Source organism: Mycobacterium sp. P4_H6 (assembly GCF_056400845.1).
On record NZ_JBFUKN010000003.1, the window covers coordinates 40,882 to 61,641 of the forward strand.

Annotated in this window: 17 protein-coding genes and 2 pseudogenes; 14 read left to right on the forward strand and 5 right to left on the reverse strand. The window is 67.1% G+C overall.

Annotated features, from left to right (window positions below; genetic code table 11):
- Positions 1 to 118 precede the first annotated feature (118 nt).
- The 7 genes from AC1DTF_RS02000 (at position 119) to AC1DTF_RS02030 (ending at position 7,426) form a co-directional block, all read left to right on the forward strand.
- Entirely contained in the window at positions 119 to 1,105 is a 987-nt protein-coding gene (locus AC1DTF_RS02000; protein WP_477472843.1) for a substrate-binding domain-containing protein, read from the forward strand.
- The gene (locus tag AC1DTF_RS02005; protein ID WP_477472938.1) at positions 1,102 to 2,310 is read left to right on the forward strand and encodes a Gfo/Idh/MocA family protein; all 1,209 of its coding nucleotides are present in this window, start codon (positions 1,102 to 1,104) and stop codon (positions 2,308 to 2,310) included. The genes AC1DTF_RS02000 and AC1DTF_RS02005 overlap by 4 nt, the downstream gene beginning before the upstream one ends.
- A gap of 32 nt (positions 2,311 to 2,342) precedes the next feature.
- A complete protein-coding gene (locus AC1DTF_RS02010) occupies positions 2,343 to 3,365 on the forward strand; it encodes a sugar phosphate isomerase/epimerase family protein (RefSeq protein WP_477472844.1) in 1,023 nt (340 codons plus the stop codon).
- Entirely contained in the window at positions 3,362 to 4,291 is a 930-nt protein-coding gene (locus AC1DTF_RS02015) for an aldo/keto reductase (protein ID WP_477472845.1), read from the forward strand. Before AC1DTF_RS02010 ends, AC1DTF_RS02015 begins: the two co-directional genes overlap by 4 nt.
- A 171-nt stretch (positions 4,292 to 4,462) precedes the next feature.
- Positions 4,463 to 5,005, forward strand: coding sequence for a zinc-binding dehydrogenase (locus AC1DTF_RS02020; protein WP_477472846.1), 543 nt, complete (start codon positions 4,463 to 4,465; stop codon positions 5,003 to 5,005).
- A 30-nt stretch (positions 5,006 to 5,035) separates the two neighbouring features.
- The gene (locus AC1DTF_RS02025) at positions 5,036 to 5,509 is read left to right on the forward strand and encodes an SRPBCC family protein (RefSeq protein WP_057169587.1); all 474 of its coding nucleotides are present in this window, start codon (positions 5,036 to 5,038) and stop codon (positions 5,507 to 5,509) included.
- A 531-nt stretch (positions 5,510 to 6,040) separates the two neighbouring features.
- Positions 6,041 to 7,426, forward strand: a complete 1,386-nt coding sequence (locus AC1DTF_RS02030; protein WP_477472847.1) for a hypothetical protein — start codon at positions 6,041 to 6,043, stop codon at positions 7,424 to 7,426.
- Between the two features lie 69 nt (positions 7,427 to 7,495).
- Here AC1DTF_RS02030 and AC1DTF_RS02035 read toward each other — a convergent pair whose 3' ends face one another.
- The 4 genes from AC1DTF_RS02035 to AC1DTF_RS02050 are packed head-to-tail and all read right to left on the reverse strand — an operon-like array spanning position 7,496 to position 11,509.
- Positions 7,496 to 8,482 (reverse strand): Gfo/Idh/MocA family protein, encoded by a 987-nt coding sequence (locus tag AC1DTF_RS02035; RefSeq protein ID WP_477472848.1) that lies wholly within the window; start codon positions 8,480 to 8,482, stop codon positions 7,496 to 7,498.
- A complete protein-coding gene (locus AC1DTF_RS02040) occupies positions 8,479 to 9,351 on the reverse strand; it encodes a sugar phosphate isomerase/epimerase family protein (RefSeq protein ID WP_477472849.1) in 873 nt (290 codons plus the stop codon). The genes AC1DTF_RS02035 and AC1DTF_RS02040 overlap by 4 nt, the downstream gene beginning before the upstream one ends.
- On the reverse strand, positions 9,348 to 10,355 hold the full coding sequence (locus tag AC1DTF_RS02045) for a Gfo/Idh/MocA family protein (RefSeq protein ID WP_477472850.1): 1,008 nt from the start codon (positions 10,353 to 10,355) through the stop codon (positions 9,348 to 9,350). Before AC1DTF_RS02045 ends, AC1DTF_RS02040 begins: the two co-directional genes overlap by 4 nt.
- Positions 10,352 to 11,509, reverse strand: a complete 1,158-nt coding sequence (locus tag AC1DTF_RS02050) for a phytanoyl-CoA dioxygenase family protein (RefSeq protein WP_477472851.1) — start codon at positions 11,507 to 11,509, stop codon at positions 10,352 to 10,354. The genes AC1DTF_RS02045 and AC1DTF_RS02050 overlap by 4 nt, the downstream gene beginning before the upstream one ends.
- A 77-nt stretch (positions 11,510 to 11,586) precedes the next feature.
- Here AC1DTF_RS02050 and AC1DTF_RS02055 point away from each other — a divergent pair, with 77 nt between their 5' ends.
- The 7 genes and pseudogenes from AC1DTF_RS02055 to AC1DTF_RS02085 form a co-directional block, all read left to right on the forward strand.
- Positions 11,587 to 12,588 carry a LacI family DNA-binding transcriptional regulator gene (locus AC1DTF_RS02055; protein WP_057169592.1) on the forward strand — a complete coding sequence of 334 codons (1,002 nt, stop codon included), beginning with the start codon at positions 11,587 to 11,589 and terminating at the stop codon, positions 12,586 to 12,588.
- Between the two features lie 126 nt (positions 12,589 to 12,714).
- The gene (locus AC1DTF_RS02060) at positions 12,715 to 13,560 is read left to right on the forward strand and encodes a PfkB family carbohydrate kinase (protein ID WP_200962244.1); all 846 of its coding nucleotides are present in this window, start codon (positions 12,715 to 12,717) and stop codon (positions 13,558 to 13,560) included.
- Positions 13,561 to 13,870: 310 nt separating this feature from the next.
- Entirely contained in the window at positions 13,871 to 15,799 is a 1,929-nt protein-coding gene (locus AC1DTF_RS02065; RefSeq protein WP_477472852.1) for a 2-oxoacid:acceptor oxidoreductase subunit alpha, read from the forward strand.
- Positions 15,796 to 16,875 (forward strand): 2-oxoacid:ferredoxin oxidoreductase subunit beta, encoded by a 1,080-nt coding sequence (locus tag AC1DTF_RS02070; RefSeq protein ID WP_477472853.1) that lies wholly within the window; start codon positions 15,796 to 15,798, stop codon positions 16,873 to 16,875. The genes AC1DTF_RS02065 and AC1DTF_RS02070 overlap by 4 nt, the downstream gene beginning before the upstream one ends.
- Before the next feature lie 10 nt (positions 16,876 to 16,885).
- On the forward strand, positions 16,886 to 17,470 hold the full coding sequence (gene mobA / locus AC1DTF_RS02075; protein ID WP_477472854.1) for a molybdenum cofactor guanylyltransferase: 585 nt from the start codon (positions 16,886 to 16,888) through the stop codon (positions 17,468 to 17,470).
- Between the two features lie 1,149 nt (positions 17,471 to 18,619).
- Positions 18,620 to 18,853 (forward strand): annotated as a pseudogene (locus AC1DTF_RS02080) (transglycosylase family protein); the annotation flags it as partial.
- A 333-nt stretch (positions 18,854 to 19,186) separates the two neighbouring features.
- Positions 19,187 to 19,417: pseudogene (locus AC1DTF_RS02085) on the forward strand (transglycosylase family protein); the annotation flags it as partial.
- Positions 19,418 to 19,578: 161 nt separating this feature from the next.
- Here the strand turns inward: AC1DTF_RS02085 and AC1DTF_RS02090 are convergent.
- Positions 19,579 to 20,733: an FAD-dependent oxidoreductase gene (locus AC1DTF_RS02090; RefSeq protein WP_477472855.1), complete on the reverse strand. Its 1,155-nt coding sequence runs from the start codon at positions 20,731 to 20,733 to the stop codon at positions 19,579 to 19,581.
- Between the last annotated feature and the right edge of the window lie 27 nt (positions 20,734 to 20,760).

A 20,760-nucleotide genomic window follows, 5' to 3' on the forward strand; every position in this document is an offset into this window, starting at 1 on the left:
CCCGAACAGGGTGCGGCACCCCCTTGACAGAACCGTGTGACGGCCCTCATAGTTGTGCCATCGAGTTAGACCGGTCAAATAGACCGGACTAGATCCGCACCGACGAAGGTAGGAAGTCGTGAACCGATTGATCAGGACGGCGGTGGCCGCCACAGCCGTCGCGCTGAGCCTGGCCGCCTGCAGCAGCACCGGCGGCAAACCTGCCGACCAGGGCGGCGAGGAAGGCTCGGTCAACGTAAACCTGCCGCGGCACACCGTCGCGATGGTGGGGCACTGGAACCCCAGTGATGCGTTCGTCGACATCCTGCGCAAGGGCGCCGCCCAGGGCGCCGAAACCAACAATGTCGAGCTGCGCTACTCCTCGGACCCGCAACCCGACAAACAGGCCACCCTGGTGCAGAACGCCATCGACTCCAAGGTCGACGCGATCGCCCTCGATCTGGCCAATCCCGAGGCGCTCCTGGAGGTCTCCAAGAAGGCGGTCGCCGCCGGGATCCCGGTCGTCGCCTTCAACTCCGGTTACGACGACTGGAAGCGCGCCGACGCGCTGATGTACATCGGCCAGGACGAGGTCATCGCGGGCACCGCGGCGGGCGAACGTCTCAAGCAGGCCGGCGCGAGCAAGGTGCTGTGCGTGGTGCACGAGCAGGGCGTGCCTGCTCTGGACAAGCGCTGCAACGGGGTCGAGGCAGGGTTCGGTGGCCCTACCGAGCGGGTCTACCTCTCCGGATTCGACATGGCCTCGGCCCGCTCGACTGTCGAGGCGAAGCTCGCCCAGGACCCGGCCATCGACGCGATCATCACGCTCAACGCCTCCTACGCGATGACGGCGCTGCCGGTCGCCGAGGCGACGGGCCGTGACATCACGGTGGCGACGTTCGACACCAATCCAGAACTCATGACGGCCATCATGGACGGCAAGGTCGCCTTCGCCGTCGACCAGCAGCCCTGGCTGCAGGGCTATCAGGCCGTCGACACGCTCGCCAATTACCTGAACAACCGCAGCATCCTCGGGGGCGGTCAGCCCATCCTGACCGGACCGTCGTTCATCGACGACACGAATGTGGAACAGATCTCGTCCTACGCAACGGAAGGTGTGCGCTGATGACCAGCACGATCGGAGTCGCCGTGATCGGCGGCGGTATGGCGGGCCGCGCGCACGCCGCGGGATATCGCGGCGCGACAACGGTGTTCGGTACCGATCGGCCCGATGTGCGGCTGGTTGCGATCGCCGACACCAATCAGGCGGTTGCCGATGACACGGCGCGGCGCTACGGCTACGAGCGCGCCGAGTACGACTGGCGGGCCATCGCCGAAGCGCCCGACATCGACGCCGTCAGCGTCGTGGTGGCCAACCACCTGCACCGCGAGATCGTCGAGGGACTGCTGGCCGCCGGCAAGCATGTGCTGTGCGAGAAGCCACTCGCCGGTTCGCTCGCCGAGGCCGAGGCCATGGTGGTCGCCGCCGAGAACTCCGACCGGGTCACCGCCGTCGGCTACACCTACCGGCGCTCGCCGGCGGTCGAGCAGATCCGCCGCGAACTCGCCGCCGGGACCATCGGTGAACTCGTGCACTTCAACGGCCATTACTGGTGCGACTACGCGCTCGATCCCACCTCGCCGATCACCTGGCGGTATCGGGGCGGACCCGGCACGGGGGCACTTGCCGACGTCGGCAGTCACCTGATCGACCTCGGCGAGTTCGTCTGTGGTCCGATCACCGAGGTCGCCGGTGCGGCGTTCGCGACGGTCATCCGGGAACGTCCGGTGCCGGTCGGTATCACCTACGGGCACACCAAGGGTGCGGTCAGCGATGAACTCGCACCGGTGGAGAACGAGGATGTGGCGACCTTCACCGCGACCTTCGCCAACGGTGCGGTCGGCACGTTCTCGGCCTCGCGGGTCGCGCACAACCTGCCCGACGGACTGGCGTTCGAGCTGTTCGCCTCCAAGGGTTCGGCGGCGTGGGATCTGCACCGGGCCGCGGAGTTCCACCTGTCCGCCGACGATGTGCGCACCGATATCGGTGGTGCCCGCCGGGTGCTGATCGGCCCCGATCACCCCTACATCAGCGGCGGTCTGCCGATGGACGCCGGCGGCGTCGGGCACGGCGTGGCGGACCTGTTCGTCTACCAGACCCGCGCCTTCCTGGACCAGATCGCCGACTGTGACTTTCCCCGTCGCTTCGCTCGCCCAGATGGAGCCATGGGGCCACTGCCCGGGTTCGACGCCGGCCTGCACGGCCTGCGTGTCGTCGCCGCCGTCGCAGAATCCGCCCGGTCCGGTGGCACCAGCATCAAAGTCGTCTAGAACTCCGTCCGACACCTAGGGATACCACGATCATGAAACTCGGCCTGTACAACGCGATCCTGCACGACCGCAGCCTGCCGGAGGCGATTGCGGTGATCGCCGATCTCGGCCTCACCGGCATCGAACTCAACACCGGCGGATTCCTGCCACCGGTGCACCTCCCCACGCTCGACGAGATCCTGGTGAGCGACTCCGCTCGCGACGACTTTCTCGGCCAGTTCGAGGGCTCGGGTGTCGGTATCGCCGGACTGAACTGCAACGGCAATCCGTTGCATCCCAACCCCGAGATCGGGGCCAAGCACGCCGAGGACATCCGGCGTTCCATCCGGCTCGCCCAGCGACTGGGGCAGCACCGGGTGGTGACGATGTCCGGCCTGCCGGGCGGCGAAGCCGGCGCAACCCGACCCAACTGGATTGTCAACGCCTGGAATTCGGCGGCCCTCGATGTACTCGACCACCAGTGGCGGCTCGCCGCGGACTTCTGGCGCGACACCGACCGGCTCGCGCGTGACCATGACGTCAAGGTCGCCCTCGAGCTGCATCCACAGAACGTGGTGTTCAACAGCGCGACCATCCACCAGCTCGTGGAACTCACCGGTGCGACCAATGTCGGAGTGGAACTCGACGCGTCACACCTGTTCTGGCAGCAGATGGACCCCGTCGCGGTGGTGCGCCACCTGGGTGAGCTGGTGTTCCACGCTGCGGTCAAGGACGTGCGGGTCAATCCCGAGCACGCCGCGCTCAACGGCGTCCTGGACAACAGCTTCCGCCGTCTGGCCCCGGACGAGCCGCGCACCAACCTGGGCGGCGACGAATGGGCCAACGAATGGCCGAAGAATGCGGCATGGGACTTCGTGGCGCTGGGCAAGGGGCACGACACCGCGTACTGGACCGAGTTCCTGCGCGCGCTGCACGAGGTGGACCCCGACATGATGGTCAACATCGAACACGAGGACGTCGAACTCGGTCGCATCGAGGGAATCGAAGTGGCCGCCAACGTCCTCAAGGCGGCCGACGCCGCCCTGCAAGATTCGTTGCTGTCGAGCCGCGCGTGAAATACGCCGTCCTCGGCAAGACCGGCCTCGAGGTGTCCGCGGTGTCATTCGGCACCGCGCCACTGGGGAACATGTTCGGCGCCGCCGACGCCGGCCAGGCCATTGTCGCCGTGCACGACGCGATCGACGCGGGGATCAACTTCTTCGACTCCTCGCCCTACTACGGTGGCGGGCTGGCCGAGGAGCGACTCGGACTGGCGCTCAAGGGAACCCGCGAACCGGTGATCATCGGCACCAAGGCCGGTCGGTACGGATTCGACGAGTTCGACTTCTCGCCCGAACGCATCCGTGCAGGCTTCCACCACAGCCTGCGCCTGCTCCAACGCGACCACGTCGACGTGCTGCAACTGCACGACATCGAGTTCGTCGGGCTGGGAACGGTTTTCGAGGACGCATATGCCGAGCTGGTGCGGCTCAAGGACGAGGGTAAGTGCCGGTTCATCGGCATGACCGGGTACCCGCTGCACACCATGCGCCGCGCGGTCACCGAGACCGACCTGGACGTGGTGCTGAACTACGCACACTTCACCCTGCTCAACACGGAGCTCACCGACGGACTGCTGCCGGTCGCCGATGAGAACGGGACCGCGGTCATCAACGCGGCAGCGGTCGCACTCGGGCTGCTCACCCCGGGTGGACTGAAGGCCGACGTGCCCGCGAGCGCACAGATGCGCGCCGCGGCCGACCGGGCGCGAGAGATCTGTGCCCAGCGCGGAGCCGATATCGCGTTCCTGGCCAACCAGTTCGCGATCCAGCGCAGCGGCTGCGCCACCACCCTCATCGGCACCACCAAGGCTCATCACCTGGATTCGGCGGTACGGGCCGCGAGCACCCCCATCGACGAGGATCTGCTCGCCGAGGTGCTGGCCGCCACCGCCGACGTGCACGCCGAATCCTGGCCGAGCGGATTGGCGGAGAACAACTGATGCAGGCAGTCCTGTTGGGTGCCGACGGTGTCGAGCACCTCGGCGACATCCCCGATCCGACGCCGGCGCCCGACGAGGTGGTGCTGCGCGTCGACTACTGCGGCATCTGCGGTAGCGACCTGCACGCCCAGCAGCAGGGATTCTCGGCCGGGGTGGCACTCGGGCATCGGCATGGGGGACGCGGCCTTCGTCTCCGGTGCGGGACCGATCGGCCTGCTCGTCATCGCGCTGCTGCGCTCGATGGGTGCCGGGCGGATCACGGTGTTCGAGCCCTCTGCGGCGCGGGGCGCCAAGGCCGTCGCGATGGGTGCCGACGACGTGATGGACCCCCTCACCACCGATCCGGGTGCTGTGTTCGAAGATCCCAGTGCCGCACCGGCGTTCGGATTCGAAGCCTCCGGGGTGCCGGCGGCCATCGAGTCGTCGCTGCGGGTGCTGCGGCCCAGGGGGGTGCTGACGGTCACCGGTGTCGCGCCGAGGCCGCCGTACTACCAGGCGCCCGACCTGGTGTTCAAGGAGATCACCATCCGTGGCAGCTTCATCTACGAGCAGGAGTTCGGCATGGCCATCGACCTGCTGGCCCGCGGTGCCCTCGATATCGACCCGCTCATCAGCAGAGTTCAGCCGATCGGTGCGGGCCCGCAGGCGTTCGCCGACCTGCGCGGGGCCACCGATGTGGTCAAGGTGCTGCTGAGCGCGTCACATGCCGTGTAGCGCCGCTGCCCGCCGGGTATACCGGCCCTCATGACCACGTCAACACTGAAGACAGAAGATGCCGGGCCGCGCACCGTGAGCCGCAGCGTGCAGGTGGCCGCACCGGTCGCGGCGCTGTTCGACCAGATCGCCGACCCGCACCGGCACCACGATCTCGATGGTTCGGGAACCGTGCGGGACGCCGACGTGCAGGGGCCGCACCGGCTCACCGAGGGTGACAAGTTCACCGTCGCCATGACGCAGTACGGCCTGCCCTACAAGATCACCTCGAAGGCGACCGCGGTCCAGGAGAACCACCTCGTCGAATGGGAGCACCCGCTGGGCCACCGCTGGCGCTGGGAGCTCTCCGAGGTGAGTCCCGGCACCACGAAGGTCACCGAGACGTTCGACTACTCGACGGCCAAGGTGCCGTTCGTGGTGGAACTGCTCGGGTTCCACAAGAAGAACGCCGAGGGCATCGAATCCACGCTGACGGGTCTGGCCGACCGCTACGAAACGCACTAGTCATCCTCGAACCGCGCGCGTCCGCCCCACGGCGGGCGCGCGCGGTTCGTTCGTGAGCACACATCTGATCCGCGGCGGCCCGGAAAAGTCGCGGTGAGTGCCATCAGTTTGCCGATATTTACGTTTTAGTTAATTTTGACCAGATCCGGGTGGCCCGCCGGTCGTTGCCGACTGCGGGCGCACTGACGGCGTTCGTCAGCAAACGTCGGATCCGAGGGTGCCGGGTGATCGCCGCGCAAGGCGGTGCGACCTGGAACATTGCGATGACAAATACCTGGGTCGCCGGCCATCTTCCTGGGACGCCAGTGCCGAAATCGGCGACCGGCGCTCCTCCTGTGACGGTTGCCCGCGCGAACGATGCTGCGCAGCAGGCGGTTCCCGCCGTGAATGGACCGAATGAAGTGGGCATTTGCCGGTGTGCGCGGGGGTGAAGCGAGGCCACGTCGACTTGACGTGAAGCCCTCACTTGTCAACTTACTTCTGAGTAAATTACTCGGCGTTCACATGTGTGGGCACACCAGAGGAGGATCCATGCACGCTGCAGTAAGGCCGTACCTGGCAACCGGAGTCGCGTTGGTGGGGGCCGCGTCGATCGCGGTCATGCCCATTCAACCGTCGAACCCGCTGCTCTCCGTACCGGCGGTTCCGGCCGTCTCGTCGCAGGCCTTCACGCTCACTGCGCAGGCCAACCCCATCGCGCTGTGGGTGTCAGTCCTCCAAGACGCCATCGACAACGTCGGCGCGCTCGGCGGGGACGTGCTCTCCGACCCGGCGCCGATCCTGCGGCAGCTCGTCCGGAATCAGCTGGGATACCTCGGCACCGCGGTCGGCGCCGGCCGATCGGTGGTCGACGGAGTCGGGCAGTACCTGTCGCCGAGCAATCCGTACAGTCTGCCCGCCAGTATCGATACTGCTGTCGGGCAATTGCGGTCCGGTCTGATCGCGGATGCGTTCATCACCCTTTCCGCGGGGCTGATCTCCACGCCCATCATGATGATCATCGGTCTGCCACTGGCCGGTTCGGGTCTTCTCGAGATCCCGGCGAAGATGGCCCAGAACTTCACGGATGTGGTGTCCGCGCTGCTGTCGCTGAACACGGCGCTGCCGCTGCTCTCGAGTGCGCTGGGTCCGGTCGTGGGGGCCGTCGATGCGCTCGGTGGGTCACTGCAGGATGTCGTCGGGGCCCTGGGCAGTGGGCGCCTGGTCGATGCGCTCACGGCCGCGATCAACATTCCCGCCCAGCTGACGGGTGCTGTCCTCAACGGCTACACCGACGCGCAGGGTGGCTTCCATCCGGGCCTGCTGACCTTCAGTGACGACGCGTTCGGCGGCGGCCTGCTCCAGACGCTACTGGTGACCATCCCTCGTGCCGTCGCCACCGCACTGGGTGCCACGCCGGCCGCCCCTGCCGCCGCGGCTACCGCTGATGTCGCCGACGCGGTCTCGACGCCGCTCGCCGCGGGCGCGAAGGTCGTCACGCTGACCCTTCCCGGTGTCGAAACACCTGCGGCGGCAGCAGAAGTCGAACAGGCGGCGAACGCCTCGGAGACGTCTCCCGCAGCTGCGGCCGTGCCCGAGGGGGAGTCGGGCGCGGAGTCGCCCGAGGCGGTCCCGGCCCCGGAGGCTGTCACCGCGGACACCGATATTCCGGACGAAGTCGGCGCGACCGAGCCCACCGCGGTCGTGACGCAACCGGCTACCGATGCTGCCGCCGAGTCGAACGGCGATGAGTGCACCGACGGCGACGCGGAGGTCGACGAGACCGACACGGCGGTTCCGGGTGCGGTCGAGGCGGGCGACTCCGAGGTCGACAGCGCAAAGGTCACCGCAGGGGTACGCGGCGCCAAGGGTGCCAAGGCCGGCGCACGCAGCGCCGCCGGTTCCCGGACGGCAAAGCGGATGTCGTCGCGGGGGTAGCTCATCCCGGACGTGTGACGGCTGACGGCGCAGGCCCGGGGGCGTTCCCAGGGGCCTGCGTCCGTTGGGTCACCTCGGTGCGAGGCCGGCCGCCCGGTATGCGGCGTCCACCAGGGCCATATTGGCCACGGCGTCGTCGGCGCCGAACGGCAGCGGCGCGCCGCCCAGCACGTGCGCAGTGAAGGCCTCCAGCTGATAGCTGTAGGAGGGCCGGGTGCCGTGATGCTCGACGGTGGTGCCGGCGGCGGTGCTCAGGGTCAACCGGTCGTCCTGGGCCGGGTGGATGAAATCGTGCACAAAGGCCTCACCCGCGCTGCCGGTGATCTTCAGTGTGAACGAATAGTCCGGTGCCACCATCGAATTGGTGGACAGCCCGGTTGCCCCGCTGGGGAATGCGAGCTCGACATCGCAGCGCGCGTCGACACCGGGGGAGCGCAGTTCGGCGCGCGATCCCGTGACGACCGGACCGCCGAGGCACAGACGGCCCAGGGTCCGCATGATGTGCAGGCCGTAACAGCCCAGGTCCATCAGAGCGCCGCCGGCCAAATCCAGCGACCAGCGCGGGTCATCGTCGCTGGGCGCGGGCATCGCCATCCGGGCTTCGACCCGGCGGATCTCACCCAGCTCACCGTCGACCGCCAACTGGAACGCCCGCCGGGTCACCGGGTGGAAGAAGTAGTGAAACCCCTCCAGCACGGTGACACCGGCCGCGCGGGCGGCATCGGCCACCCGGACCGCCTCCGACTGATCACGGGCGAAAGGCTTTTCGCTCAGCACCGGCTTGCCCGCCGCGATGGCGGCAAGATTCCACGGCGCGTGCAACGCATTGGCCAGCGGGTTGTAGATCACGTCGACCTCGGGATCGTCGATCACGTCCTGGTAGGAATCCAGGACGCGCTCGACGCCGTACTTGCCGGCGAAGGACTCTGCGCGACCGCGGTCGCGCGCCGCCACGGCCACCAGGCGGTGACCGAGTTCGGCCGCGGGACCGACGATCGCGACCTCCGCGATGCGGGACGCGCCGAGCACCCCGATACGCAGACCGGTCTGCGTCACGCCGTGACGCTGTTCAGGTACGTGACGCTGGCACGCACATCGGCCAGCGGCCCGTCGCCGTCGGGCGCACCGTCCAGGATGGTGTCCTGTTCCATCACGAACCAGCCGTCGAAGCCGTTGTCGCGCAGCACCGAGACGATGCCGGCAATGTCGACGTCACCGGTCCCGAGCGGCGTGTACATCCCGGCCTTGACGGCGTCGGTGTAGCTCAGCTCGCCGGACTGCACCTTGGCGGCCAGCGCGGCGTCCACATCCTTGAGGTGGGTGTGCGCGATGCGTTGCGGTACCGCCTTGGCCAGTTCCAGCGGGTCGGTGCCACCGATGAGCAGGTGGCCGGTGTCCAGGCACAGCGGAATCGAGGATCCGGCGAGCACCCTATCCACCTCGGCGCGGGTTTCCACGGTGGTGCCCACATGCGGGTGCAGGACGGCGAGCAGGCCCCGGTCGGCGACGATCCCGGCCAGCCGGTCCAGGTTGGCCAGCAGGGTGGACCACTGCGACTCGTCGAGCACCGGACGTGAGTCGTACCCGTCGGCACCGGTGGCGGCGGCCAGCACCACCACGCCGGCGCCCGCGGCCACCAGCGAATCGAGCGGTCCGGCAAGGTCATCGGCCGGATCGTGGTCCGCCTTGTGCAACACCACCGGGACGAATCCGCCCACGCAGGCCAGTTCGTGCTGCGTCAGCACGGACTTCAGCTCGTCGGTGTCGGTGGGCAGGAAGCCTTCCGGTCCGAGTTCGGTGGCGGTCAGCCCGACACCACGCATCTCGGTGAGGACACGTTCGGGTTCGAGCTGGAAGCCCCAGCCGGGGACTTCACACACGCCCCAAGAGATCGGTGCCCCAGCGATTTTGATGGTCGTGCTCATGCGTTGCGTACCTCCGCGATGGTCACCCGGGCGCCCCGGCGCAGGGATTCGGTGGCGGCTTCGGCCAGCCAGGCCACCTCGACGGCGTCGGCCACGGTCGCGCCGCGGACCGGTCCACCCTTGGCGACCTCGACGAAGCCGGCCAGTTCCGTGCGGAACGCCTCGGTGAAGCGGTCCATGAAGAAATTGTGTGCCGGACCCGACGGGAAATCGTTGCGCGGGTCCGTGTTCAGCAGTGGCACACCCTGATCCCAGCCGGCGGCGACGCTGTCCTGAAAACCGTGCACTTCGAGGCGGCAGTCGTAACCGCGGGCGTTGTAGCGGGCGTTGGAGACCACACCGAGTGCGCCACCGTCGAAACGCACCACCACCGCAGCCGAGTCGACGTCGCCGTACTCGGCGAAGAGTGGGTCACCCTGCACCGTGCCGGTGGCGTACACCTCGACGGCGTTCTGACCGGTGATCCAGCGGATGATGTCGAAATCGTGGACCGCGCAATCCCGGAAGATCCCGCCGGAGCCCTTGATGTAGTCCATCGGCGGGGGAGCGGGATCCATCGTGGTGCTCCGCACGGTGTGCAGGATGCCCAAGGTGCCTGCGTCGACCGCATCCTTGGCCGCGGCGAAGGCGGCGTCGAAGCGGCGCTGGTAACCGACCTGCACCGGCACGCCGGAGGCGCTGATGATTTCGGCGACCCGGGCGCTCTCGGCGGCGGTGGAGGCGATCGGCTTCTCGCAGAAGGTGGGGATGCCGCGCTCCACGGAGGCCAGGGTGAGGTCGGCGTGCGCCGGAGTGGCCGCGGCCACCACGACGCCGTCGACGCCCGAGGCCAGCAGTTCCTCGACGGAGCCGACGGCCCTGGCGCCGTGCTTGGCGGCGACCGACGCTGTGACGTCGGCGCGTTCATCGGTGATCACCAACCCGTCGATTCCGGGCAGCCCGGTGAGGGTTTCGGTGTGGAATGCGCCGATGCGGCCCAGTCCGATCACGCCGATGGTGGTCATGGGGTTCTCCGTTCGTCTTGTGCGTCCAGTACTGCAATGAGTCCGTCGAGTTCGAGTCCGTCGGCCAGGGCGGCCAGCACGGTGTCGACCTGGCTGGGCGGGGCGAGGCTGCCGATCGGTTGATCGCTGTCCAGGTTGGTGGGGAAGGCGTAGCCCTCGGCGGTGGCATTGACGGTGTTGACCAGGTCGGCGGCCGGGCGGCCGGCCCGCTGCATCCGCAGCAGTGCCGGGTAGACGGCCTTGACCATGGCCGTCCGGTCCAGCGATTCCATCGCCCGGCCGAACGGTGACGAGATCTGCAGCAGATTGGCCATCCGGCTGATATCGGTCGAAGTATTCTCTCCCGCACCGTGATACAGCGCCGGATTGAAGAACACCGCGTCTCCCTTGCGTAGTGGCACCTGGACGTGGTGCTCGGCGAAGAACTCGATGAACTCGGGCCGGTAGAAGGCGACGTAGCCGGCTTCGAACTGCTGCGAGTACGGCAGCAGCATCGTCGGCCCGCTCTCCAGCGGCATATCGCAATGCGCGACCGCGCCCTGCAGCGTCAGTGCCGCGGACATCCGGTGCAGGTGCGCCGGATAGTGCGTCAACTGGTCGACATCGACGAAACCGAGGTGGTAATCCCGGTGCGGAACCTGCGCGGCGCCACCGGGATTGACGACATTCACCTGTGAGGTGACCTGGTAGCGCGGGCCCAGCCAGGCTTGCGACACCAGCGCCAGGGTGTCCGCGGCGTAATACTCGGCGTACACCTCGGGCGCGTGCAGGGCGAGCTTCTGCGCGGCGTTCCAGACCCGGTCGTTGGCGCCGGCCTTGCCGAAGTGGTCTCCGGCCACCCCGCCCAGGGCACGCTGGGCGGCGATGATCTCGTCGAACGCCGCGGACGCGCGGTCGGTGACCCCATCGTCGAAAGCGCCCTCGAAAACCACGACGCCGGGGCCGTCGGTCAGCGCGCGGATCACCTCGGACTGCAGTGCCCGGCGATCGGCGTCGGCGATACCGGCGGCCGGGTACACCAGGACGTTGCGCCGTACGTCGACGGCGTGCGGGTAGTCGGCCAGGTCGGTATCGCGCAGTACCTGATGGCGGAAATCCGCGAGGTCGCAGGCGGACTCGGTGATCCAACCGGAAGTGGTGAGTGAAGCGGGCATGGCAGTTAGTCTTGCTGTGATACCGACCGCAATCAACAGCAAAAAACCGTCAAAAACACCTCACCGCGGGAGGCGGGATGCATCGCTACAAGGTTCGCGAGATCGCTCAGCAGTCCGGCCTGAGCGAGGCGACGGTCGACCGGGTCCTCAACAACCGGCCCGGGGTGCGCGAGAACACCAGGGCCGAGGTGATGCAGGCCATCGCCGACCTGGACAAGCAGCGAGCGCAGTTGCGGCTCAACGGTCGTCGCTACCTCATCGATGTGGTGATGCAGACCCCGCAGCGGTTCTCCGACGCTTTCCGGGCGGCGATCGAGGCCGAACTGCCCGCTTTTGCCCCGGCCGTGCCGAGGGCCCGGTTCCATCTGTGGGAGTCGGGCTCGGCAGCGCAGACCGCGGATGTGCTGGCCCGCATCAAAGGCAGCCACGGCGTCATCCTCAAGGCCCAGGACGAACCCGAGGTCGCCGAGGCCGTGGATCGGGTCGTCGCCGCCGGCGTGCCGGTGGTCACCTACTCCACCGACGTGGCCAACAGTGATCGCTGCGCCTATGTGGGCATCGACAATCACGGTGCCGGCCTGACAGCGGCGTTCCTGGTGGATCAATGGCTCGGTGAGGCGCCATCCGGGGTGCTGATCACGTTGAGTCGCACGGTATTCCGCGGCGAGGGCGAGCGTGAGGTGGGATTCCGGTCCGGGCTGCGCGGCACCGGACGCGAGATCGTGGAGGTGAGCGACAGCGACGGTATCGACGCCACCAACGAACGGCTGGTACTCGACGCGCTGAAACGTCATCCCGGGATCGAGGCGGTGTACTCGCCCGGCGGTGGCAACGACGCGACCGTCGGGGCATTCGACACGCTGAATCGGCGCTGCCGGGTCTTTGTCGCCCACGATCTGGATGTCGACAACCGCAGGCTGCTCCGGCAGGGCAGGCTCTCGGTGGTGCTGCACAACGATCTGCGAGCCGACGCGCGCCTGGCCATCCGGGTCATCTTCGCGCAGCACCGGGCCCTGCCCGAGGAGCCGGTACGGCCCACTCCGATCCAGGTCGTCACCCCGTACAACCTGCCGGGGTGATGATCGGCACACGGTTGCCGACACTGCGGAATCGCTGAAAGGGTGCGACGCGGACTACCATTTCCGCGCACGGCCACGTCAACATGTGCCGACGACAGGACAAACCACAAGCAGGGGAATCGATTGATGGCGCCAGAGCTCGTCCCGGGCGTGACAGTGCTGGGGAACCTGGCCATCGACGTCATCAATGGGGCTCCGCCGAGCCCAGGTGGGTGCGCTTCGTTCGCCGGGGTGGCGCTGGAGGCCGCGCCGGGCACCGCCCACATCGTGGCGATGGGCGAGGAGAAGCATCACGAGCTCTTCGACCCGGTGCTGGAGCGGTTCGGCTCCCTGGTGCGCCTACTGCCGTCGGACCGGACCAGTGGATTCAGCCTGGACTATGACGACACCGATCACCGGCACATGGGCGTCCAGGCGATCGGCCCGGTGTGGACGCCGCGCGATGTGGACACCGACGATCCCCGCACCACCTGGATCCATCTGGCCCCGCTGCTGCGTACCGATTTTCCCGCCGACACCCTGGCTCATCTGGCGGCCCGCGGCCATCGGATCGCCTATGACGGCCAGGGCCTGGTGCGCGCCGACAACGTCGGCCCGCTGAAACTGGACCGGCATTTTTCCCCGGAGCTGCTGCGTCACCTCGATGTGCTCAAGCTCGCCGAGGACGAGGCCGTCATCGTCGCCGACGGCGCCTTCGACCTCGCGACGGCCCAGGCGCTTGGGGTGCCCGAGATCCTGGTGACCTACGGCTCCGAGGGCTGCGACATCTATAAGGACGGCACCGTGGTGCGGGTACCCGCGGCGTGGCGCGTGATGGACGTGCAGACGACCGGTGCCGGCGACATGTTCACCGCCTGTTACGTCGCCCACCGCGCGGCCGGGGCCGATCCGCGCCGCGCCGTCGAGATCGCCAGCGAGCTGGTGGCCCGMGAATTGCAGAAGCGCGTGCAGGTGCGCTCGGCGCCGGCGTAGGCCCTGGTTGAAACGATCCACTTGACACCCGTCAAGTTTGACCGGCAGAGTGCTACTGCACGGTAACCAGTTCCTTAGAGAATGACATTCTCCAAAAGTGATGAAGACCACATCGCGCCGGGAACTCGTCTTGCTTCACTGCGCTGAACAGGCAGTTCTTCTCGACGAAACCCGCGTGTCGCCGGCTCGCCCGGCATTGGTCACCCTAAGAGAAGTGCCATACTGGTTACCGGCAGTGACACCAAAAGTTTTTGACGCAAACGCCCCGCGACTTGAGCGCGATTCGTGCGGGTGTGAAAGGCAGGAAGTCGTGGGTCAGAACGGCAACACGGGGACGCCCCGGCAGAAGCTGGAAAAGGTGGTCATCCGCTTCGCCGGTGACTCCGGTGACGGCATGCAGCTCACCGGTGACCGGTTCACGTCCGAGGCCGCACTCTTCGGCAATGACCTTGCGACGCAGCCCAATTACCCCGCTGAGATCCGCGCACCACAGGGCACTCTGCCGGGTGTGTCGTCCTTCCAGATCCAGATCGCGGACTACGACATCCTGACCGCCGGCGACCGTCCCGATGTTCTCGTCGCGATGAATCCTGCCGCATTGAAGGCCAATGTGGGAGACCTACCCCGCGGCGGCCTGATCATCGCGAACTCCGACGAGTTCACCAAGCGCAACCTGGCCAAGGTCGGCTATGACGCCAACCCGCTGGAGAACGAAGAGCTCTCCGACTACGTCGTGCAGTCGGTGGCGATGACGACGCTGACGCTGGGTGCCGTCGAGGCCATCGGTGCGACCAAGAAGGACGGCCAGCGCGCCAAGAACATGTTCGCCCTGGGCCTGCTGTCGTGGATGTACGGCCGCGAGCTCGAGGCCAGCGAGGCCTTCATCCGGGACAAATTCGCCCGCAAGCCCGAAATCGCCGAGGCCAACGTGCTGGCGCTGAAGGCAGGCTGGAACTACGGCGAGACCACCGAGGCCTTCGCCGTCACGTACGAGGTGGCCCCGGCCAAGCTGAAGTCCGGTGACTATCGCCAGATCTCGGGCAACACCGCGCTGGCCTACGGCATCGTGGCAGCCGGTCAACTGGGCGATATCCAGGTGGTGCTGGGCACATACCCCATCACCCCGGCCTCCGACATCCTGCACGAGCTGTCCAAGTACAAGCATTTCAACGTGCTCACCTTCCAGGCCGAGGACGAGATCGCCGGTATCGGTGCGGCCATCGGCGCCTCTTACGGCGGCGCCCTCGGTGTCACCAGTACCTCAGGTCCGGGTGTATCGCTGAAGTCCGAGGCGATCGGACTCGCGGTGATGACCGAACTGCCGCTGCTCGTCATCGACGTGCAGCGCGGCGGCCCGTCCACCGGCCTGCCGACCAAGACCGAGCAGGCCGACCTGCTGCAGGCGCTCTACGGCCGCAACGGCGAATCGCCGGTTGCGGTGCTGGCGCCCTGCTCGCCGTCGGACTGCTTCGATATCGCCGTCGAGGCGATACGTATCGCAATCGGCTATCACACACCGGTGATCATCCTGTCCGACGGCGCGATCGCCAATGGCTCGGAGCCGTGGCGCATCCCGGACATCACCACCTATCCGCCCATCGAGCACACGTTCGCCAAGTCCGGCGAGCCGTTCGAGCCCTATGCGCGTGACCCCGAGACGCTGGCCCGCCAGTTCGCCATCCCCGGCACGCCGGGTCTGGAACACCGCATCGGTGGCCTCGAATCGGCCAACGGTTCGGGCAACATCTCCTATGAGCCCAAGAACCACGACCTGATGGTCCGGTTGCGGCAACTCAAGATCGACGGCATCACGGTGCCCGATCTGCAGGTCGATGACCCGGATGGGGACGCCGAACTGCTGCTGCTGGGCTGGGGCAGTTCCTACGGGCCCATCGGCGAGGCCTGCCGGCGCGCCCGCCGCAGCGGTATCAAGGTCGCGCACGCTCAGCTGCGCTACCTGAACCCGTTCCCGGCCAACCTCGAAGAGGTGCTGAACAGGTACCAGAAGGTCGTCGTGCCGGAGATGAACCTCGGCCAGCTCGCGCTGCTGTTGCGTGGCAAGTACCTGGTCGACGTGCAGTCGGTCACCAAGGTCGAGGGCATGGCGTTCCTGGCCGACGAGGTCGAGGGCATCATCGCCGCGGCGCTGGACGGAACGCTGCGCGAAAAGGAAACTGACAAGGCCAAATTCGCCCGGTTGGCCGCGGCCACCGTGGAATCTGTGGGAGCGAGCGCATGACGGACCTGATCGGCTCTGACCTGGGCCTGACCGAAGCCCTCAGCAAGACTGCGCTGGTACCGACGACGGACCAGCCGCAGAAGGGCAAGGACTTCACCAGCGACCAGGAGGTGCGCTGGTGCCCGGGTTGCGGTGACTACGTCATCCTCAACACGATCCGCAACTTCCTGCCCGAGCTCGGCCTGCGTCGGGAGAACATCGCGTTCGTCAGCGGTATCGGCTGCTCCAGCCGATTCCCGTACTACCTGGAGACCTACGGTTTCCACTCGATCCACGGTCGCGCGCCGACCATCGCCACCGGTCTGGCGCTGGCTCGCGAGGACCTGTCGGTGTGGGTGGTCACCGGTGACGGTGACTCGCTGTCCATCGGCGGTAACCACCTCATCCATGCGCTGCGACGCAACATCAACATCACGATCCTGTTGTTCAACAACCGGATCTACGGCCTGACCAAGGGTCAGTACTCGCCGACCTCCGAGGTCGGCAAGGTCACCAAGTCCACGCCGATGGGCTCGGTGGACTACCCGTTCAACCCGGTGTCGCTGGCGCTGGGCGCCGAGGCCACCTTCGTCGGGCGTGCGCTGGACTCCGACCGTAAGGGCCTGACCGAGGTGCTGCGCGGCGCGGCAGCCCACCGTGGTGCCGCACTCGTCGAGATCATGCAGGACTGCCCGATCTTCAACGACGGATCGTTCGACGCGCTGCGCAAGGAAGGCGCCGAGGACCGGCTGATCAACGTCTCCCACGGCGAGCCGATCACCTTCGGTGCCGACGGTGAGTATGCGGTGGTCAAGTCCGGGTTCGGCCTGGAGGTCGCGAAGACCGCCGATGTGCCCGCCGATCAGTTCGTGGTGCACGACGCGACGATCGACGACCCGGCGTACGCCTTCGCCCTGTCGCGGCTGTCCGAGCAGAACCTGGACCACATGGTGATGGGCATCTTCCGCCAGGTGAGCAAGCCGACCTACGACGACGCGGCGCGCCAGCAGATCAGCACCGCACGTGAGGCCAAGGCGCACGACACGGCCGCACTGCAATCGCTGCTTCGCGGCAAGGACACCTGGTCGGTCGACTAACGTCAGCGGGGTGACCGCACCCCAGGGGCCCGCCACCGGTACGGCCCTGGCTGGGATTGTGCTGGCCGGGGGTGCTTCGCGCCGCATGGGGCGGGACAAGGCCACCCTCGTGATCCGGGGTCAGACACTCGTGGAACGGGTGGTGACCACCGTCGGCACCCGCTGCGGTCCGGTGTTTGTCGTCGCGGCGCCCGGCCAGGCGCTTCCCGAATTGTCTGCCCAGATCCTGCGCGACGAGGTCCGCGGCGTCGGCCCGCTGTTGGCGACGGCTCGCGGGCTGAGGGCCGCTGCGGACGCGGGCCGGGAATGGGCCTTCGTCTGCGCGGTCGACATGCCCCACCTCAACGCCCGCATCATCGATGAACTGACCGTCGCCGCCGCATCGACCGCGGCCGATGTGGTGCTGCCCTGGGACGGGCGGGACCACTACCTGGCCGGCCTGTATCGCACTGCGCTGTCGGTACGGGCGGACGAGTTGGTGGCGGCCGGCGAGCGCAGCATGCGCGCCCTGGTCGATGACGGCGACACCCAGCGCATCGTCATGGAGCAACGGCTCGAGTTGACCAACGTCAACACGCCGCAGGATCTGGGCTGATTGCGTACACAGCTGTGGCGACTGATCCAGCAAATTTGACATTCGTACGCGAATTTCGCCGTATTTATCTTCAACCGAGTTTATCGGCTCCAATAACGTTCGAATAACGAACGCGTGAATGAGATATCTCGTACGTCGGAATCGGCTGCGCCACCGGTATGGAACTGGTCCGATTACCCGAGATGCACTGGCGCACTGTTGATTTGAACCACCGGGGCGCGGACTGTCAATGTCCTGCGCACCAGCCTGATTCGGCTGTTGTCGCCACCGTTGCGCCCTAATGCGAAGTGTGCAGGCCGTGGTTGTCGGCCCGCTTGCACCGCGCCTCGGGGTGGTGCCTCGTAGGGGAGTCGGCGAGCTGTGCAGCTGCACACCTATCTGGGGTGAAAAAGCCTGCGGTGCAACTGTTTTGGTCAAATCAATGCGAATATTGCTGTGCTGCTATGTAGTTGCGCTATCTAACTTCGGACGATCCAAAGGTGTTCATCCGCAACAAAAGTGGCCGATCGGCTGAATCTGGGCGTAGGTTGGTAGGTCAGCGAACAGATCGCGACGCTGCGGCTTTTTCGGGTGTGTAAGAGCGGCGTTTTCGGGGAATCCTGCGATCTGCACACGGTAGGTAAGCGACGCCGGTGGCGCAGCTCACAAAAACCTTGTGATCTGCCTCACGAGACAGGTCTCGACCTGCAATTCAGGTTTCGCCATGGAATTCCGTGTTGACCTGCGCGGTCTGGGCGAATGCCCGGCCGTGATCATCCTGTGATCTGAAAGCGACACGTTCTCCATCGAAGTGACTTCGCCGCGCGATTTTTGTACGTTCAATTCAACTCCAGAGCCGGAGCAAATAATTACATAATCAAGAACCTGCGTGTGAGTGGGCCGACGACGGGATGAGATGCCTGTCGGGCAACCGGGTGTGTCATCCGGTGAGACGTCCTATGTCTCCCACTGTCGTGCCTGACCGAGATGGCACGCCCCAAATTCCCCGCCTGTGTATTCAGGCATTCCGTCCGCGTTCGCGCGGGCGTCTTTGGCGCGCGCTTGGCGAGAGGATTGACGTTGAAGAACATCCGCAAAACGTTCGGTATGGCCACTTTTGCCGGGGCGATCGCTGTTGCCCCGATGGCTATGGCCACAGGTACCGCACATGCGGACTCCGTGAACTGGGATGCCGTTGCAGCCTGCGAGTCGGGCGGCAACTGGGCCATCAACACGGGTAACGGCTACTACGGTGGCCTGCAGTTCACCATGGGCACGTGGCATTCCAACGGTGGCGCGGGTGCGCCGCACGCCGCCAGCCGCGAAGAGCAGATCCGCGTCGCGGAGAACGTGCTGCAGAGCCAGGGCATCGGTGCCTGGCCGTCCTGCGGTGGCCGGGGATAACCCGATATCAGACGAATCACAATGGCGCCGGGCTTTACGCCCGGCGCCATTGTTTTCTCATAGACACCGCTGATATCCCCCTGTCTCATAAGAAACTGCTAAAACTTCCGTCCCCTCCGTAACGGGTGATGTCGGTCACCCGAAACACCAGATAACCGCGTCGCAAGAACGCTTCACTCCTGGTTCGCGGCCCTCGTGTCACCGGTCGGGGAAGGACCGCAAATGAAGACCATCCGAATTGCCCTCAAGAACATCCTGACGAAGAGCCTGTGGGTGGCCGCCGCAACCGGCGCGCTCTCGGTGGCTCCGATGGCCATGTCGGCCACCGCCGCCGCCGACAGCGTCAACTGGGACGCCATCGCGCAGTGCGAGTCGGGTGGCAACTGGGGCATCAACACCGGCAACGGCCACTATGGCGGTCTGCAGTTCAAGCCGGCCACCTGGAACGCCAACGGTGGCGTCGGCTCGCCGGCCGGGGCCTCGCGGACCGAGCAGATCCGCGTCGCCGAGAACGTGCTGCGGACCCAGGGGCTCGGCGCCTGGCCCAAGTGCGGGCCGCGTGGTGCCACCCCGGCGGTCTTCAGCACCCCCGGAATCAAGACTCCCGCTCCGGCCGCCGTTGGCTGCCAGGCCATCCGCGGTGGCGCAGTGCTGGGGCTTTTCGACTTCCGCAAGATGTGCAAGATGGTGGAGACCGCCGCCGCGGCCTTCCAGCCGCGCTGATATCAGTCGCCGGGTAATACGAAGGCCGAGCGCCCGGCGATCGAGGCCAGGTGCCGGGCCAGTACCGCCTCCGGGATCAGAGCCGTGGCCCGGCTGGCCAGCCCACTGAGTACGGCCGGTCGCATGTTCACGACGCGGCCTACGGTCCGTGACTCGAGGACCAGCGCGCGCACCCGACGCCTGCGGAAATCGGCGAAACGCGCGAATGCGCTCGACAGATCGGTCTCCCCGCCGACGGTCAGCGCCGCCAGAATCGCGGCATCCTCCAGGCCCTGGCAGCCGCCCTGGCCCAGGTGCGGACGCATCGGATGCGCGGCATCACCGACGATCACCGCGCGGTCGCGCGCCCACGTGGCAGCGGGAGCGCGATCGTAGAGGTCGTTGCGAAGCACCGCCGCCGGGTCGGTGGACGCCAGCAGGCCGGGAATCGGTTCCGGCCAGTCGCCGAAGACACGCTGCAGATGTGCGTGCTCTCCGCCCGCCGCCATCTGCCCCTGCGGCACCCGCTGGGTCGCGAACCAGTAGGTGTGCGTGGGGCCCATCGGCACGTGACCCACCTCGAGCCCCGGTCCCATGGTCTCTCCGGCGAGATCGGGATCCAGTGCGTACGAGGCGATTCCGCGCCAGGCCGTGTACCCCGCGTACCGCCGGGGAAGATCGCCGTTGAGGTGGCGTGCCACCAGCGAGTCGACCCCATCTGCGCCCACCACGGCGTCCACGGTGGCAACGGTCCCGTCCGACACGGTGATCCGGGCTCCGGTGCGGGACACCTCGAGGGCGGTGGCTGCCACGCCGTGCGTCACCGTACCCGCGGGCAGGGCGCCGGCCAGGATCTCGGTGAGCGTGCCGCGGTGGATGATGACCAGCGGTTCGCCCAGGGCCCGCACGATCCGGTCGGCGGCCGGCCTGCGCAGCCAGCGGCCGTCACGCCAGCGCACCGCACCGGCGCTGACCCTGCCGCCGGCGGCACGCACCTGCTCACCCAGGCCCAGCACGTCCAGGGCGGCCAGGGCATTGGGCCAAATGCTGATGCCGGCACCGGTGGCGGTGTCCGTGCGCTGTTCGATCACGGTCACGTCATGGCCCACCCGGCGCAGGGCGACGGCGGTGGCCAGTCCGGCAATACCTGCGCCGACGACCATGATGCGCTCGGACATGCCGCCGACCATATCGGGCGCCGCGTC

Bases quoted from the DNA above. Each gene is read 5' to 3' on its own strand.
- AC1DTF_RS02010 (WP_477472844.1), top strand. From the start codon at position 2,343: ATGAAACTCGGCCTGTACAACGCGATCCTGCACGACCGCAGCCTGCCG.
- AC1DTF_RS02020 (WP_477472846.1), top strand. From the start codon at position 4,463: ATGGGGGACGCGGCCTTCGTCTCCGGTGCGGGACCGATCGGCCTGCTC.
- AC1DTF_RS02025 (WP_057169587.1), top strand. From the start codon at position 5,036: ATGACCACGTCAACACTGAAGACAGAAGATGCCGGGCCGCGCACCGTG.
- AC1DTF_RS02030 (WP_477472847.1), top strand. From the start codon at position 6,041: ATGCACGCTGCAGTAAGGCCGTACCTGGCAACCGGAGTCGCGTTGGTG.
- AC1DTF_RS02040 (WP_477472849.1), bottom strand. From the start codon at position 9,351: ATGAGCACGACCATCAAAATCGCTGGGGCACCGATCTCTTGGGGCGTG.
- AC1DTF_RS02045 (WP_477472850.1), bottom strand. From the start codon at position 10,355: ATGACCACCATCGGCGTGATCGGACTGGGCCGCATCGGCGCATTCCAC.
- AC1DTF_RS02050 (WP_477472851.1), bottom strand. From the start codon at position 11,509: ATGCCCGCTTCACTCACCACTTCCGGTTGGATCACCGAGTCCGCCTGC.
- AC1DTF_RS02055 (WP_057169592.1), top strand. From the start codon at position 11,587: ATGCATCGCTACAAGGTTCGCGAGATCGCTCAGCAGTCCGGCCTGAGC.
- AC1DTF_RS02070 (WP_477472853.1), top strand. From the start codon at position 15,796: ATGACGGACCTGATCGGCTCTGACCTGGGCCTGACCGAAGCCCTCAGC.
- AC1DTF_RS02090 (WP_477472855.1), bottom strand. From the start codon at position 20,733: ATGTCCGAGCGCATCATGGTCGTCGGCGCAGGTATTGCCGGACTGGCC.